Origin of the sequence: Pluralibacter gergoviae ATCC 33028 = NBRC 105706, assembly GCF_001598855.1 — a bacterium.
Classification (GTDB): domain Bacteria; phylum Pseudomonadota; class Gammaproteobacteria; order Enterobacterales; family Enterobacteriaceae; genus Pluralibacter; species Pluralibacter gergoviae.
In genome coordinates, this window is record NZ_BCZS01000005.1 from 144,329 (window position 1) to 160,135 (window position 15,807).

The window sequence follows — 15,807 nt, forward strand, 5'->3', positions numbered from 1 at the left end:
GCGGAGGATCCCTGCGCCCGGACGGGCGCAGGGAAGAGGGGGTCAGGCATTCACCGCCCTGGCGTTCTTCTGCTTCAGCAGATAGCCGATGCCCAGCAGCACCAGCCAGACCGGGATCAGATAAACGGAAATCTCCATCCCCGGGGTCATCAGCATGATGGTCAGTACCGCCACCACGGTCAGCAGGCAGAGCACGTTGCCGAGCGGATAGAGCAGGGCCGGGAAGCGCGTCTTCACGCCCTGGCGCTGTTTAGCACGCCTGAACAGGATGTGCGAGATGCTGATCATCGCCCAGTTAATGACCAGGGCAGAGACCACCAGCGCCATCAGCAGACTGAAGGCCGATTCCGGCGCCAGATAGTTAATCAGCACGCCGAGCGCGGTGAAGATGGCGGAGACGATGATGGTATTCACCGGCACGCCGCGCGTGTCCACTTTCGCCAGCGCCTTCGGCGCGTTGCCCTGCTGAGCCAGGCCGAACAGCATCCGGCTGTTGCAGTAGACGCAGCTGTTGTAGACCGACAGCGCGGCGGTCAGCACCACGATGTTCAGCGCGTTGGCAACGAAGGTGTCGCCCAGTTCATGAAAGATCAGCACGAACGGGCTGGTATCGGCGGTGACGCGGGTCCACGGCAGCAGCGAGAGCAGAATAGCCAGCGAACCGATATAGAAGATCAGGATGCGGTAGATAACCTGGTTGGTAGCTTTCGGAATGCTCTTCTCCGGATCGGCGGCTTCGGCGGCGGTAATGCCCACCAGCTCCAGCCCGCCGAACGAGAACATAATGATCGCCATCATCATCACCAGGCCGTTAATGCCGTGCGGCAGGAAGCCTCCCTGTTCCCACAGGTTGCGTACGGTGGCCTGCGGGCCGCCGTGGCCGCTGAACAGCAGCCAGGCGCCGAAGACGATCATCGCCACCACCGCAAACACCTTGATGATGGCAAACCAGAACTCCAGCTCGCCGAAAACCTTGACGTTGGTCAGGTTGACGGCGTTGATCACCACGAAGAATACGGCCGCGGAGGCCCAGGTCGGGATCTCGGGATACCAGAACTGGATATATTTGCCGACGGCGGTCAGTTCCGCCATGGCGACCAGCACGTAGAGCACCCAGTAGTTCCAGCCGGAGACGAAGCCGGCGAAGTTGCCCCAGTACTTATAGGCAAAGTGGCTGAACGAGCCGGCCACCGGCTCCTCAACCACCATTTCGCCCAGCTGGCGCATGATCAGAAATGCAATGAATCCGGCAATGGCATAGCCGAGGATAATCCCCGGGCCTGCGGACTGGATAACGGAGGCGCTGCCCAGAAACAGCCCCGTGCCGATGGCTCCACCCAGCGCAATCAGCTGGATATGGCGGTTTTTGAGGCCGCGCTTCAGCTGTTCGCCGTGCTGTTGACCTTCCATTCTAAACCTCGTGAGTGATTGTTTTTTATACGTTTTCAGATGGCGTGTGTAATTGTGATCTGCCGCTTTCTGTACATTATTTTTTACGGTTAGCATCTCCTAAAATACCAGGCGACGCTTCCTTAGCTGGAAGAATAGTGGTAAGCGGCGGCGAATGCACCTGCTTTATGAAGGGGAGACGACGAAGTGGGTAAAAAGAGAGCAAAAGAGAAAAATACGCCCCGGCTGGCGGGGGTAAATGCGTCTGAGTTTCATTAACTCCATGAATAGACAACATCTTTTTTGTCATTGAATCGGTTCAGGTCTCTTTTAATGTTTCAAAAAGGTTAATCCTGCCTCGCCGCAGGTAGCGTTTACATTTTTTCAACGTTGCGTTACTGAAAATCTCAGTGTGTAAGGTTGTTAAAATGTGCCCGCTTTCCTGATTTCAATCAAAACCTGTATGGACATAAGGTGAATACTTTGTTACTTTACCGTCAAGAACGATGAATTGGTAAGACCAATTGACTCCGGGTAAATGGCTTAAGACAGGGAACCATGGCTTACAGCAAAATCCGCCAACCTAAATTGTCCGATGTGATTGAGCAGCAGCTGGAGTTTTTAATTCTTGAGGGGACGCTGCGCCCCGGTGAAAAACTTCCGCCTGAACGCGAGCTGGCCAAACAGTTCGACGTTTCTCGTCCCTCCCTGCGCGAGGCCATTCAGCGCCTTGAAGCAAAGGGCCTTCTGCTCCGTCGCCAGGGCGGCGGCACCTTTGTCCAGAGTAGCCTGTGGCAGAGCTTCAGCGATCCGCTGGTCGAACTGCTCTCCGATCATCCTGAATCCCAGTTTGATTTACTGGAAACCCGCCATGCGCTTGAGGGCATTGCCGCTTACTACGCCGCGCTGCGCAGCACCGAAGAAGATCGCGACCGCATCCGCGAACTGCACCGGGCGATAGAGGTCGCGCAGCAGTCCGGCGACCTCGACGCCGAGTCCAGCGCCGTGCTTCAGTATCAAATTGCCGTCACCGAAGCGGCGCACAATGTCGTGCTGCTGCATCTGCTACGCTGCATGGAGCCCATGCTGGCTCAGAACGTTCGACAGAATTTTGAATTGCTGTATGCCCGTCGGGAGATGCTCCCGCTGGTCAGCAGCCATCGCACCCGAGTATTCGAGGCGATAATGGCCAGAGAGCCGGAGCAGGCGCGTGAAGCCTCGCATCGGCACCTGGCCTTCATTGAGGAAATCTTGCTGGACCGCAGCCGGGAGCAGAGTCGCCGAGACCGTGCCCTGCGCCGCCTACAGCAACGAAAGGACTAGTATTTAAGCGCCAGACACCAACCCCGAGTCCTTAAGACGACGGGATTAGAGCGCGGCAACTAACGCAGAACCTGTCTTATTGAGCTTTCAGCCGAGAACTCAATGGGACAGGTTCCAGACCCAATCAACGATTAGATAGATAAGGAATACCCCCATGTCAGAACGTCTACAGAATGACGTGGATCCGATCGAAACTCGCGACTGGCTACAGGCGATCGAATCGGTCATCCGTGAAGAAGGTGTTGAGCGTGCTCAGTATCTGATTGATCAGCTGCTGTCTGAGGCCCGCAAAGGCGGCGTACAGGTAGCCGCTGGCGCCGGGGCAAGCAACTATATAAATACCATTGCCGTTGAAGATGAGCCGGAGTATCCGGGCAATCTGGATCTGGAGCGCCGCATTCGCTCTGCCATCCGCTGGAACGCCATCATGGCGGTGCTGCGTGCCTCCAAGAAAGATCTGGAGCTGGGCGGCCACATGGCGTCCTTCCAGTCTTCTGCGACCATCTACGAAGTGTGCTTTAACCACTTCTTCCGCGCCCGCACCGAGAAAGACGGCGGCGATCTGGTTTACTTCCAGGGCCACATCTCTCCGGGCGTTTACGCGCGCGCCTTCCTCGAAGGCCGCCTGACCGAAGAGCAGATGAACAACTTCCGTCAGGAAGTGCACGGCAACGGTCTCTCCTCCTATCCGCATCCGAAGCTGATGCCGGAATTCTGGCAGTTCCCGACCGTTTCCATGGGCCTTGGCCCGATCGGCGCTATCTATCAGGCTAAATTCCTCAAATATCTGGAACACCGCGGCCTGAAAGACACCTCCCAGCAGACCGTCTACGCCTTCCTCGGCGACGGCGAGATGGACGAGCCAGAATCTAAAGGTGCCATCACCATCGCGGCGCGCGAGAAGCTGGACAACCTCTGCTTCATCATCAACTGTAACCTGCAGCGCCTCGACGGCCCGGTGACCGGCAACGGCAAAATCATCAACGAGCTGGAAGGTATCTTCAGCGGCGCCGGCTGGAACGTGGTCAAAGTGATGTGGGGCGGACGCTGGGATGAGCTGCTGCGTAAAGACACCAGCGGCAAGCTGATCCAGCTGATGAACGAAACCGTCGACGGCGACTACCAGACCTTCAAATCGAAAGACGGCGCCTACGTGCGCGAGCACTTCTTCGGTAAATATCCGGAAACTGCCGCACTGGTTGCCGACTGGAGCGACGATCAGATTTGGGCCCTGAACCGCGGCGGCCACGATCCGAAGAAAATCTACGCTGCACTGAAAAATGCGCAGGAGACTAAAGGCAAAGCGACCGTTATCCTGGCCCATACCATCAAGGGCTACGGCATGGGCGACACCGCCGAAGGTAAAAACATCGCCCACCAGGTGAAGAAGATGAACATGGACGGCGTTCGCTACGTCCGCGATCGCTTCAGCGTGCCGGTGAAAGATGAAGAGCTGGAAAAACTGCCGTACGTGACCTTCCCGGAAGGTTCCGACGAGTACAAATACCTGCACGGCCAGCGCGAGAAGCTGAATGGCTATCTGCCGACCCGTCAGACCCACTTCACCGAGAAGCTGGATCTGCCGACGATGGAAGACTTCGCGCCGCTGCTGGAAGAGCAGAACAAAGAGATCTCCACCACCATCGCCTTCGTTCGCGCCCTGAACGTGATGCTGAAGAACAAGTCGATCAAAGATCGCCTGGTGCCGATCATCGCCGATGAAGCGCGTACCTTCGGTATGGAAGGTCTGTTCCGTCAGATCGGTATCTACAGCCCGAACGGCCAGCAGTACACCCCGCAGGACCGCGAGCAGGTAGCGTACTACAAAGAAGACGAGAAAGGTCAGATCCTGCAGGAAGGTATCAACGAGCTGGGCGCAGGCGCATCCTGGCTGGCCGCTGCTACCTCCTACAGCACCAACAACCTGCCGATGATCCCGTTCTACATCTACTACTCGATGTTCGGCTTCCAGCGTATCGGCGATCTGTGCTGGGCCGCTGGCGACCAGCAGGCGCGCGGCTTCCTGATCGGCGGTACCTCCGGTCGTACCACCCTCAACGGTGAAGGTCTGCAGCACGAAGACGGTCACAGCCACATTCAGTCGCTGACCATCCCGAACTGCATCTCCTACGATCCGGCCTACGCTTATGAAGTGGCGGTGATCATGCACGACGGCCTGGTGCGCATGTACGGCGAGAAGCAGGAGAACGTGTACTACTACATCACGACCCTGAACGAAAACTACCACATGCCGGCGATGCCGGAAGGCGCCGAGGAAGGTATCCGCAAAGGTATCTACAAACTCGACACCCTCGAAGGCAGCAAAGGCAAGGTTCAGCTGCTGGGCTCCGGCTCTATCCTGCGCCACGTTCGCGAAGCCGCCGAAATCCTCTCCAAAGAGTACGGCGTTGGTTCCGACGTTTACAGCGTGACTTCCTTCACCGAGCTTGCCCGCGACGGCCAGGACTGCGAGCGCTGGAACATGCTGCACCCGCTGGAAACCCCGCGCGTACCGTATATCGCTCAGGTGATGAACGACGCGCCGGCGGTGGCCTCCACCGACTACATGAAACTGTTCGCTGAGCAGGTTCGCACCTACGTACCGGCGGACGACTACCGCGTGCTGGGCACCGACGGCTTCGGTCGTTCCGACAGCCGCGAGAACCTGCGTCACCACTTCGAAGTCGATGCTTCCTATGTGGTGGTAGCGGCTCTGGGCGAACTGGCTAAACGTGGCGAAATCGATAAGAAAGTGGTTGCCGACGCAATCAGCAAATTCAACATCGATGCAGATAAAGTTAACCCGCGTCTGGCGTAAGAGGTAAAAGAACAATGGCTATCGAAATCAATGTACCGGACATCGGCGCGGACGAAGTTGAAGTCACCGAGATCCTGGTCAAAGTCGGCGACAAGGTTGAAGCCGAACAGTCGCTGATCACCGTCGAAGGCGACAAGGCCTCGATGGAAGTTCCGTCTCCGCAGGCGGGCGTGGTGAAAGAGATTAAAGTCTCCGTCGGCGACAAAGTGGAAACCGGCAAACTGATCATGATTTTCGATTCCGCCGACGGCGCTGCTGACGCAGCGCCTGCTAAGGCAGAAGAGAAGAAAGAAGCGGCCCCGGCTGCGGCACCTGCCGCTGCGGCGGCGAAAGACGTGCACGTACCGGACATCGGCGGCGACGAAGTGGAAGTCACCGAGATCCTGGTGAAAGTCGGCGACACCGTGACCGCAGAGCAGTCGCTGATCACCGTTGAAGGCGATAAAGCCTCGATGGAAGTCCCGGCGCCGTTCGCGGGCACCGTGAAAGAGATCAAAGTCAACACCGGCGATAAAGTCTCTACCGGTTCGCTGATCATGGTCTTTGAAGTGGCTGGCGCCGAAGGCGCTGCTGCGCCGGCGAAAGCCGAAGCGGCACCGGCGGCGTCTGCCCCGGCAGCGGCCTCCGGCCCGAAAGAGGTTAACGTACCGGACATCGGCGGCGACGAAGTGGAAGTCACCGAAGTGCTGGTGAAAGTCGGCGATAAAGTGACCGCCGAGCAGTCGCTGATCACCGTAGAGGGCGATAAAGCCTCGATGGAAGTCCCGGCGCCGTTCGCGGGCACCGTCAAAGAGCTGAAAGTTAACGTCGGCGATAAGGTGAAAACCGGCTCGCTGATTATGGTCTTCGAGGTGGAAGGCGCCGCGCCTGCCGCGGCCGCTCCGGCGAAGCAGGAAGCAGCGGCTCCGGCGGCGAAAGCCGAAAAACCGGCCGCTGCGCCGGCTGCCAAAGCCGAAGGCAAGTCAGAGTTCGCTGAGAATGACGCCTACGTTCACGCCACCCCGCTGATCCGCCGCCTGGCGCGCGAATTTGGCGTTAACCTGGCGAAAGTGAAGGGCACCGGTCGGAAGGGCCGCATCCTGCGCGAAGACGTTCAGGCCTACGTCAAAGACGCCATCAAGCGTGCGGAAGCCGCGCCTGCTGCCGCCGGCGGCGGTCTGCCGGGCATGCTGCCGTGGCCGAAAGTGGACTTCAGCAAGTTCGGCGAAATCGAAGAAGTCGAGCTGGGCCGCATCCAGAAAATCTCCGGTGCCAACCTGAGCCGCAACTGGGTGATGATCCCGCACGTTACCCACTTCGACAAAACCGACATCACCGATCTGGAAGCGTTCCGCAAGCAGCAGAACGCCGAAGCCGAGAAGCGCAAGCTGGACGTGAAGTACACGCCTGTCGTGTTCATCATGAAGGCCGTTGCCGCTGCTCTTGAGCAGATGCCGCGCTTCAACAGCTCCCTGTCGGAAGACGGCCAGCGCCTGACCCTGAAGAAGTACATCAACATCGGCGTGGCGGTCGATACGCCGAACGGCCTGGTGGTTCCGGTCTTCAAGGACGTGAACAAGAAGAGCGTCACCGAGCTGTCCCGCGAGCTGACCACCATATCCAAAAAAGCGCGCGACGGTAAGCTGACCGCGGGTGAAATGCAGGGCGGCTGCTTCACCATCTCCAGCATCGGCGGCCTGGGTACCACCCACTTTGCGCCGATCGTCAACGCGCCGGAAGTGGCTATCCTCGGCGTCTCCAAATCGGCGATGGAGCCGGTGTGGAACGGCAAGGAGTTTGTGCCGCGTCTGATGATGCCGATTTCGCTCTCCTTCGACCACCGCGTGATCGACGGTGCTGATGGTGCCCGCTTTATCACCATCATCAACAACATGCTGAGCGACATTCGCCGCCTGGTGATGTAAGCGAAAAGCCGGCCCTGCGGCCGGCTTTTTTCTGATAATCTCACGCTAATTGTGAGGTTATTGGCGAAAGCGACAATTCGGGAGCCGTTTGTTGTTTCAAAATTGTTAACAATTTTGTAAAATACGAGCGGATAGAACGTCCCGGTGGCGATGGGCGTTACAAGACCAGGGATCACCGGAAATAAATTACAGAGGTCATGATGAGTACTGAAATCAAAACTCAGGTCGTCGTACTTGGGGCAGGCCCGGCGGGCTACTCGGCCGCCTTCCGTTGCGCTGATTTAGGTCTGGAAACCGTAATCGTAGAACGTTACAACACCCTTGGCGGTGTGTGTCTGAACGTTGGCTGTATCCCTTCTAAAGCACTGCTGCACGTAGCGAAAGTTATCGAAGAAGCGAAGGCGCTGGCCGAGCACGGCATCGTTTTCGGCGAGCCGAAAACCGATATCGACAAAATTCGTACCTGGAAAGAGAAAGTGATCACCCAGCTGACCGGCGGTCTGGCCGGCATGGCGAAGGGCCGCAAGGTCAAAGTGGTCAACGGTCTGGGTAAATTCACCGGCGCCAACACGCTGGAAGTGGAAGGTGAAAACGGCAAAACCGTGATCAACTTCGACAATGCCATCATCGCGGCGGGCTCCCGTCCGATCCAGCTGCCGTTCATCCCGCATGACGACCCGCGGGTGTGGGACTCCACCGACGCTCTGGAGCTGAAAGAAGTACCGAAGCGCCTGCTGGTCATGGGCGGCGGTATTATCGGCCTGGAAATGGGTACCGTGTACCACGCGCTGGGTTCAGAGATCGACGTGGTCGAGATGTTCGACCAGGTGATCCCGGCGGCCGACAAAGACGTGGTGAAAGTCTTCACCAAGCGCATCAGCAAGCAGTTCAACCTGATGCTGGAGACCAAGGTCACCGCCGTTGAAGCCAAAGAAGACGGTATCTACGTTTCGATGGAAGGGAAAAAAGCCCCGGCGGAAGCGCAGCGCTATGACGCGGTGCTGGTGGCCATCGGCCGCGTACCGAACGGTAAAAACCTCGACGCCGGTAAAGCGGGAGTGGAAGTGGACGACCGCGGCTTTATCCGCGTTGATAAGCAGCTGCGCACCAACGTGCCGCACATCTTCGCTATCGGCGACATCGTCGGTCAGCCGATGCTGGCGCACAAAGGCGTGCATGAAGGCCACGTTGCCGCTGAAGTTATCGCCGGTAAGAAGCACTACTTCGATCCGAAGGTTATCCCGTCCATCGCCTATACCGAGCCAGAGGTTGCGTGGGTTGGCCTGACCGAGAAAGAAGCCAAAGAGAAGGGCATCAGCTACGAAACCGCCACCTTCCCGTGGGCGGCATCCGGCCGCGCGATCGCTTCCGACTGCGCTGACGGCATGACCAAGCTGATTTTCGATAAAGAGTCCCACCGCGTGATCGGCGGCGCGATTGTCGGCACCAACGGCGGCGAGCTGCTGGGTGAAATCGGCCTGGCCATCGAAATGGGCTGCGATGCTGAAGACATCGCCCTGACTATCCACGCGCACCCGACTCTGCACGAGTCCGTGGGCCTGGCGGCGGAAGTCTACGAAGGCAGCATCACCGACCTGCCGAACCCGAAGGCGAAGAAGAAGTAATTCTCCGCTAACCGGCTGAAAAAAATCCGCAACCGCTCAGGCGCTTGCGGATTTTTCTTTTATCCAGTCTATAAAATGCCTGAGCGGTGCCGGGAACACTTCAGTCAAGGGTAACGCGACGATACTATGCGATAAAAATATCGGGCCCTTTAAGCTGCAGCGTGTTCAATAAGCGCAGCGCCGGGCCGCTGGGTTGTACAACATCACGTTCCCATTTCGAAACGCTTGCGGTCGTTATGCCAAGGGTGGCGGCCAGCATTGTTTGGGACATGCCGTAGTGGCTGCGCATTGTCCTTATTTCTTCACCGCTCATCGGCCTGAGAGGCTGGATTTGCGCCGTTATTTTACACGCTTTGGCTCGGGCATTAATTTTCGCGTACTTATCATCGCTCAGGATCCCGGCGTTATTGAGCTCTTTTGAGAACTCAAGAATATCGGTCATTTTATCACTCATCAGTATCCTCACATTCTTTGACTTCAGTGAGCAGGTTCTTTGCAATCATCTCTATTAACTGTTTGTCGTTCAGATTAAGCAATGTTTCTGCCAGCAATCGATACGCATAGAGTTGTGCATCATCAATCTCTTTACCGCTCTTGGGCGTATCGTTTTTACTCCACGTGTCGGCGAAGAAAATATGGCTGCCAACTTTAAAAAAGATGATGCTGCGAATACCTCCGCGCTTTCCTTTCCCGTTGATCGCTATGCGTTTCTTAATCACGCCACCGCCGAGATTGGCTTCATACCGACCTTCAAAGACCTCCCTGGCAACGGCGAATAATGCTGTGTCAGGGAGCTGGAAATTTTTTGCTCCCTTATTGAATAGCTTAGTTCGAAAAACCCTCACTACAACCTCCCTGTAGTATCTATTACTATAGCATTTATTACTACACTAATGCAGGCCGCTAATCTGCGATCGGGACGAGAGATCGGCTCTGTTCTTGCCAGATAAATCTCTGACAACACTTTTTGGGAGCACCGCACTTTATCTGGAAGCGTAACCTTCATCACACAGACGATGTTCAGCTGCTGGTTAGCTGCCTGGTGTTCAGTTGCGGCTGGCGTTTTTACAAGTGTGGATTTTTCCCGGCGACTGTCGGGCTTCAGCCGCCGGTAGAGCGCGCTTTTACCCAGTCAATAAAGTGGCGCATTGGCGCAGTCAGGTGCTTTCTACCCGGATAGTAGAGCCAGAACCCTTCCCGGACCTGAGTGAACTCGCTCAGGACTTCAACCAGCTCCCCCGACTCCAGCTGCGCCCTGACTGCCGCATCGTGCAGGAACGCCACGCCAACGTCCGCGCGGGCCGCCTGCAGAATGCGCTCGTTATTATCCAGCACCAGCGTTCCCGCAACCGCCACTTCCCGCCTGCAGCCCGCTTCCCAGAACTCCCAGCGGTAGCGTCGTCCGCTCGGAAAGCGGCGCTCGATGCAGGGAAAGCGCAGCAGATCGTCAGGCGTGCGCGGCGTGCCCAGGCGGGCGATAAGCGCCGGTGAGGCGACGGCTACGCTGCGCATCGGCGCGCCGAACGGTACGGCAACCATATCCTGCGCCAGCACGTTGCCGTAGCGCACCCCGGCGTCAAACCCGCCGGCGACAATATCGACCAGCGCATCGTTGCTGTCTATCTCCAGGGTTATCTCCGGATAGCGCTGCAGAAAAGGCAGCACCAGCGCCTCAAAGTAGAGCGCCTCCGCCGAGCGGGGCATGCTGATGCGCAGCGTGCCGCGCGGATCGCTGCGCCAGTCGTTAAGCTCGTCTACCGCCTGCGAGAGATCGGCAAGCGCGGGCTGGATGCGGGCCAGAAAGCGCTCGCCCGCCTCCGTTAGCGCCACTTTACGGGTGGTGCGCTGCAGCAGCCGCACCCCCAGCCGCTCCTCAAAATGGCGCATGGCGTGGCTGAGGGCCGAGGGCGTGACGTTGCGTGCCTGCGCCGCTTTGCGAAAACTCAGGTGATGGGCGATAGCGGCGAACATCTCCAGCTCATGCATTGACGCCCGGTATGGGTTCATTGATGAATATTCCTCAGTAAACTGGCGAAATGAGCGCAATTGTTGGCGCGATTGATGAGGTTTATAACATAAATATTCATCACGAAGAGGGTACAGCAATGCAACAACGTCAATTAGGCAGTCAGGGATTAACGGTATCGGCGCTGGGTCTGGGCTGCATGGGGATGAGCTTTGGCTACGGTCAGAACGACGAGCGCCAGTCGCTCAATACCCTGGCGCGGGCCTTTGAACTGGGGATTAACTTTCTCGACACTGCCGAGGTCTACGGCCCTTATACCAACGAAGCGCTGGTGGCGAAGGCGATTAAGGGCCGCAGCGATATAAAAGTGGCGACTAAATTCGGCTTCCGCATCAGCGAGCAGGGCGAGGGCAGGGCGCGGATGACCGGGGCCAACAGCGATCCGGCGCACATCCGCCGCGCCGTTGAGGGCTCCCTGCAGCGACTGGGCGTCGAGACGATTGAACTGCTCTATCAGCACCGTCCTGACCCGGCGGTGCCCGTTGAGGATGTGGTCGGCACGATGGCCGACCTGGTGCGGGAAGGCAAAGTGAAATACCTCGGCCTGTCGGAAGTGTCGTCGGCCACCCTGCGCCGCGCCCAGGCGGTGCATCCCATCTCAGCGCTGCAGAGTGAATATTCTCTCTGGTCGCGGGACCCGGAGTGGGACATCCTCGCCACCTGCCGCGAGCTGAACATCGGCTTCGTACCGTACAGCCCGCTGGGGCGCGGTTTCCTCACCGGCAAGTTTCCGGCGGCGGATACTCTCGCTGCAGACGATTTCCGCCGCACGCTGCCGCGCTTTCAGCAGGACGCGCAGGCCCACAACCAGAAGCTGGTAGATCGGTTGACGGCTATGGCCGACGGCTACGGCGTGACCGCTGCCCAGCTGGCGCTGGCCTGGGTGCTGGCGAAAGGTGATTTTATCGTGCCGATCCCGGGTGCCAGTAAAATCGCCCACCTGGAGCAGAACTGCGCCAGCGCGTCGCTGGCCCTGCGCGGAGAAGATATTGCCGCACTGGATGCTCTGTTCAGCCCGCAGAACGTGCAGGGCGAACGCTATAACGACAGCGAGTTTGTAATGGTTGAGCGGTGAAGGATTCCTTCAGGTGATATAAAGCAGGCCACCCGGCCTGCTTTTGGGACCGCTAACCCACTCTTAACGATTCAGCAAATTATTTTATGTTGCTTTTTTGTAAACACATTAACACTGTGTCAAATACCTGCTATCCTGCCCATCGCGGTATCGGGCATTTACCCTACAAACTGCTGTCTCACAGGAGCGTGAAGAGAAAGCCGCCGGCCGCGTATGACAATGAGAGCGAGGAGAACCGTCGTGCTAGAAGAATACCGTAAGCACGTAGCTGAACGTGCCGCCGAGGGGATTGTACCCAAACCTTTAGATGCAACCCAAATGGCCGGGCTCGTAGAGCTGCTGAAAAATCCGCCGGCAGGCGAAGAAGAGTTCCTGTTAGATCTATTGATTAACCGTGTCCCCCCAGGCGTTGATGAAGCCGCCTACGTTAAAGCCGGATTCCTTGCCGCTGTCGCCAAAGGCGAAGCAACCTCCCCGCTGGTCACTCCTGAAAAAGCCGTTGAACTGCTGGGCACCATGCAGGGTGGCTACAATATTCATCCGCTGATTGATGCGCTGGACGACGACAAGCTGGCGCCGATTGCCGCGAAGGCCCTGTCCCACACGCTGCTGATGTTCGACAGCTTCTACGACGTTGAAGAAAAAGCCAAAGCGGGCAATGCCTACGCGAAGCAGGTGATGCAGTCCTGGGCTGACGCCGAGTGGTTCCAGACCCGCCCGCCGCTGGCTGAAAAAATTACCGTTACCGTTTTCAAAGTCACCGGTGAAACCAACACCGATGACCTCTCTCCGGCCCCTGACGCCTGGTCCCGCCCGGATATTCCGCTGCACGCGCTGGCGATGCTGAAAATCGCCCGCGACGGCATCGAGCCGGATCAGCCGGGCAGCGTGGGTCCGATCAAGCAGATCGAAGCCCTGCAGGCGAAAGGCTTCCCGCTGGCCTACGTCGGCGACGTGGTTGGTACCGGCTCCTCCCGTAAGTCCGCCACCAACTCGGTGCTGTGGTTTATGGGCGACGACATTCCGCACGTGCCGAACAAGCGCGGCGGCGGCCTGGTGCTGGGCGGCAAAATCGCGCCGATCTTCTTCAACACCATGGAAGATGCCGGCGCCCTGCCGATCGAAGTTGACGTCTCCGACCTCAACATGGGCGACGTTATCGACGTCTATCCGTTCAAGGGCGAAGTGCGCAACCACGAAACCGGCGAGCTGCTGGCCAGCTTTGAGCTGAAAACCGACGTGCTGATCGACGAAGTGCGCGCCGGCGGCCGTATTCCGCTGATCATCGGCCGCGGCCTGACCACCAAAGCCCGCGAATCGCTGGGCCTGCCGCACAGCGACGTCTTCCGCAAAGCGAAAGATGTTGCTCAGAGCACCCGCGGCTACTCGCTGGCGCAGAAGATGGTGGGCCGCGCCTGCGGCGTGGACGGCATTCGTCCGGGCGCCTACTGCGAACCGAAGATGACCTCCGTCGGCTCGCAGGACACCACCGGCCCGATGACCCGCGACGAGCTGAAAGATCTGGCCTGTCTGGGCTTCTCGGCTGACCTGGTGATGCAGTCCTTCTGCCACACCGCTGCCTATCCGAAGCCGGTTGACGTTACTACGCACCACACGCTGCCGGACTTTATCATGAACCGCGGCGGCGTCTCCCTGCGTCCGGGCGACGGCATCATCCACTCCTGGCTGAACCGTATGCTGCTGCCGGATACCGTCGGCACCGGCGGCGATTCCCACACCCGCTTCCCGATCGGCATCTCCTTCCCGGCGGGCTCCGGCCTGGTGGCCTTTGCCGCCGCCACCGGCGTAATGCCGCTGGATATGCCGGAATCGGTGCTGGTGCGCTTCAAGGGCAAAATGCAGCCGGGCATTACCCTGCGCGATCTGGTGCACGCTATCCCGCTGTACGCCATCAAGCAGGGCCTGCTGACCGTCGAGAAGAAGGGCAAGAAAAACATCTTCTCCGGCCGCATTCTGGAAATCGAAGGTCTGCCGGATCTGAAAGTGGAGCAGGCGTTTGAGCTGTCCGATGCCTCTGCCGAGCGTTCCGCCGCGGGCTGTACCATCAAGCTGGATAAAGCGCCAATCATTGAATACCTGAACTCCAACATCGTCCTGCTGAAGTGGATGATTGCCGAAGGCTACGGCGACCGCCGTACCCTGGAGCGCCGCGTTGAAGGCATGGAGAAATGGCTGGCGGATCCGCAGCTGCTGGAAGCCGACGCCGACGCAGAGTACGCGGCGGTGATCGACATCGATCTGGCGGAGATCAAAGAGCCTATCCTCTGCGCGCCGAACGATCCGGACGACGCCCGCCTGCTCTCCGACGTACAGGGCAGCAAGATTGATGAAGTGTTCATCGGCTCCTGCATGACCAACATCGGCCACTTCCGCGCCGCCGGTAAGCTGCTGGACGCCCACAAGGGACAGCTGCCGACCCGCCTGTGGGTTGCGCCGCCGACGAAGATGGACGCCGCCCAGCTCACCGAAGAGGGCTACTACAGCGTCTTCGGCAAGAGCGGCGCGCGCGTTGAGATCCCGGGCTGCTCCCTGTGCATGGGTAACCAGGCGCGCGTGGCGGACGGTGCGACGGTGGTCTCCACCTCGACCCGTAACTTCCCGAACCGTCTCGGTAACGGCGCCAACGTCTATCTGGCCTCCGCGGAGCTGGCGGCAGTAGCGGCCCTGCTCGGCAAGCTGCCGACGCCGGAAGAGTACCTGGCCTACGCCTCGAAAGTGGATGAGAGCGCGGCGGATACCTACCGCTATCTGAACTTCGATCGGCTCTCTGAGTATACCGAGAAAGCCGACAGCGTAATCTTCCAGACCGCGGTGTAGTTTTTCACCTAACCCTGACCCTCTCCCCGCCGGGAGAGGGTTATTCGACATACCCCCGTTTTTATTCCCCTCCTCAGCTGCGATAATAAAGACATCGGCTTTATTGAGGGCAACATCATGGATTACGAATTTCTGCGCGACGTCACCGGCGCGGTGAAGGTGCGCATGTCGATGGATCACGAGGCCGTAGGCCACTGGTTCAATGAAGAGGTTAAAGACAACCTTCCGCTGCTCGACGAAGTGGAGCAGGCGGCGCAGACCGTGAAGGGCACCGAACGCTCCTGGCAGCGGGTCGGCCACGAATATACCCTGTGGATGGACGGTGAAGAGGTGATGATCCGCGCCAACCAGCTCGACTTCTCCGGTGATGAAATGGAAGAGGGGATGCGCTACTACGATGAAGAGAGCCTCTCCCTGTGCGGTGTGGAGGATTTTCTGGCGGTGGTTGACGGCTACCGGCGCTTCCTGGCGGGAAAATAGGGCGCCGAAGATTCAGAGTTTGTTAAGAAAATCGCCCAGCGTGCCGGTGACTTCCGCAACGCGCGCTTCGCAGCGTCGGTAATAGGTCCATTTTCCTACTTTGGTTGCCTCAAGCAGCCCCGCATCCTGCAGGGCCTTAAGACACAGCGAGGTGGCCGGCTGTGAGAGCCCGGCCTTGTCCTGAATGAGACTGGCGCAAACGCCGTAGGTCTCGTAGGGATAGAGCTGCTCGTAGTCGGCAAAGGCGTCACCCGGATGTTTAAGCCACGCAAGTACTGCAAGACGGGTTGGGTTAGACAGTAGTTTCATGGCGTTTTCAGGTGACATGC

The 15,807-nt window shown here is 58.5% G+C and carries 12 protein-coding genes; 7 read left to right on the top strand and 5 right to left on the bottom strand.

Annotated elements, in window-relative coordinates; all coding sequences use genetic code 11:
* Positions 1–42: 42 nt before the first annotated feature.
* Positions 43–1,410 carry an aromatic amino acid transporter AroP gene (gene aroP, locus ENGE1_RS07665; RefSeq protein ID WP_048253165.1) on the bottom strand — a complete coding sequence of 456 codons (1,368 nt, stop codon included), beginning with the start codon at positions 1,408–1,410 and terminating at the stop codon, positions 43–45.
* A gap of 537 nt (positions 1,411–1,947) precedes the next feature.
* Here aroP and pdhR point away from each other — a divergent pair.
* The 4 genes from pdhR to lpdA all read left to right on the top strand — a co-directional run bounded on the left by pdhR (position 1,948) and on the right by lpdA (position 9,059).
* Positions 1,948–2,712, top strand: a complete 765-nt coding sequence (gene pdhR / locus ENGE1_RS07670) for a pyruvate dehydrogenase complex transcriptional repressor PdhR (protein ID WP_043085977.1) — start codon at positions 1,948–1,950, stop codon at positions 2,710–2,712.
* Positions 2,713–2,866: 154 nt separating this feature from the next.
* Complete coding sequence (aceE, locus tag ENGE1_RS07675; protein WP_043085976.1) at positions 2,867–5,530, top strand: pyruvate dehydrogenase (acetyl-transferring), homodimeric type; 2,664 nt, start codon at positions 2,867–2,869, stop codon at positions 5,528–5,530.
* Positions 5,531–5,544: 14 nt separating this feature from the next.
* Complete coding sequence (gene aceF / locus ENGE1_RS07680; RefSeq protein WP_048253164.1) at positions 5,545–7,434, top strand: pyruvate dehydrogenase complex dihydrolipoyllysine-residue acetyltransferase; 1,890 nt, start codon at positions 5,545–5,547, stop codon at positions 7,432–7,434.
* Between the two features lie 200 nt (positions 7,435–7,634).
* Positions 7,635–9,059, top strand: coding sequence for a dihydrolipoyl dehydrogenase (gene lpdA / locus ENGE1_RS07685; RefSeq protein WP_043086785.1), 1,425 nt, complete (start codon positions 7,635–7,637; stop codon positions 9,057–9,059).
* A 124-nt stretch (positions 9,060–9,183) separates the two neighbouring features.
* On the opposite strand, the gene ENGE1_RS07690 is transcribed toward lpdA, so the two are convergent.
* From ENGE1_RS07690 to ENGE1_RS07700, 3 genes are all read right to left on the bottom strand, one after another.
* On the bottom strand, positions 9,184–9,513 hold the full coding sequence (locus ENGE1_RS07690; RefSeq protein WP_045287566.1) for a helix-turn-helix domain-containing protein: 330 nt from the start codon (positions 9,511–9,513) through the stop codon (positions 9,184–9,186).
* On the bottom strand, positions 9,506–9,904 hold the full coding sequence (locus ENGE1_RS07695; protein WP_045287565.1) for a type II toxin-antitoxin system RelE/ParE family toxin: 399 nt from the start codon (positions 9,902–9,904) through the stop codon (positions 9,506–9,508). Before ENGE1_RS07695 ends, ENGE1_RS07690 begins: the two co-directional genes overlap by 8 nt.
* A 256-nt stretch (positions 9,905–10,160) precedes the next feature.
* The gene (locus ENGE1_RS07700) at positions 10,161–11,066 is read right to left on the bottom strand and encodes a LysR family transcriptional regulator (protein ID WP_048253163.1); all 906 of its coding nucleotides are present in this window, start codon (positions 11,064–11,066) and stop codon (positions 10,161–10,163) included.
* Positions 11,067–11,164: 98 nt separating this feature from the next.
* Here ENGE1_RS07700 and ENGE1_RS07705 point away from each other — a divergent pair, with 98 nt between their 5' ends.
* The 3 genes from ENGE1_RS07705 (at position 11,165) to yacL (ending at position 15,478) form a co-directional block, all read left to right on the top strand.
* On the top strand, positions 11,165–12,160 hold the full coding sequence (locus ENGE1_RS07705) for an aldo/keto reductase (protein WP_048253262.1): 996 nt from the start codon (positions 11,165–11,167) through the stop codon (positions 12,158–12,160).
* Positions 12,161–12,400: 240 nt separating this feature from the next.
* Positions 12,401–14,998 carry a bifunctional aconitate hydratase 2/2-methylisocitrate dehydratase gene (gene acnB / locus ENGE1_RS07710; protein WP_086499771.1) on the top strand — a complete coding sequence of 866 codons (2,598 nt, stop codon included), beginning with the start codon at positions 12,401–12,403 and terminating at the stop codon, positions 14,996–14,998.
* 117 nt (positions 14,999–15,115) lie between these two features.
* Positions 15,116–15,478, top strand: a complete 363-nt coding sequence (yacL, locus tag ENGE1_RS07715; RefSeq protein WP_043085971.1) for a protein YacL — start codon at positions 15,116–15,118, stop codon at positions 15,476–15,478.
* Positions 15,479–15,490: 12 nt separating this feature from the next.
* Here yacL and ENGE1_RS07720 read toward each other — a convergent pair whose 3' ends face one another.
* Positions 15,491–15,805, bottom strand: a complete 315-nt coding sequence (locus ENGE1_RS07720) for an ArsR/SmtB family transcription factor (protein WP_043085970.1) — start codon at positions 15,803–15,805, stop codon at positions 15,491–15,493.
* Positions 15,806–15,807: the final 2 nt, after the last annotated feature.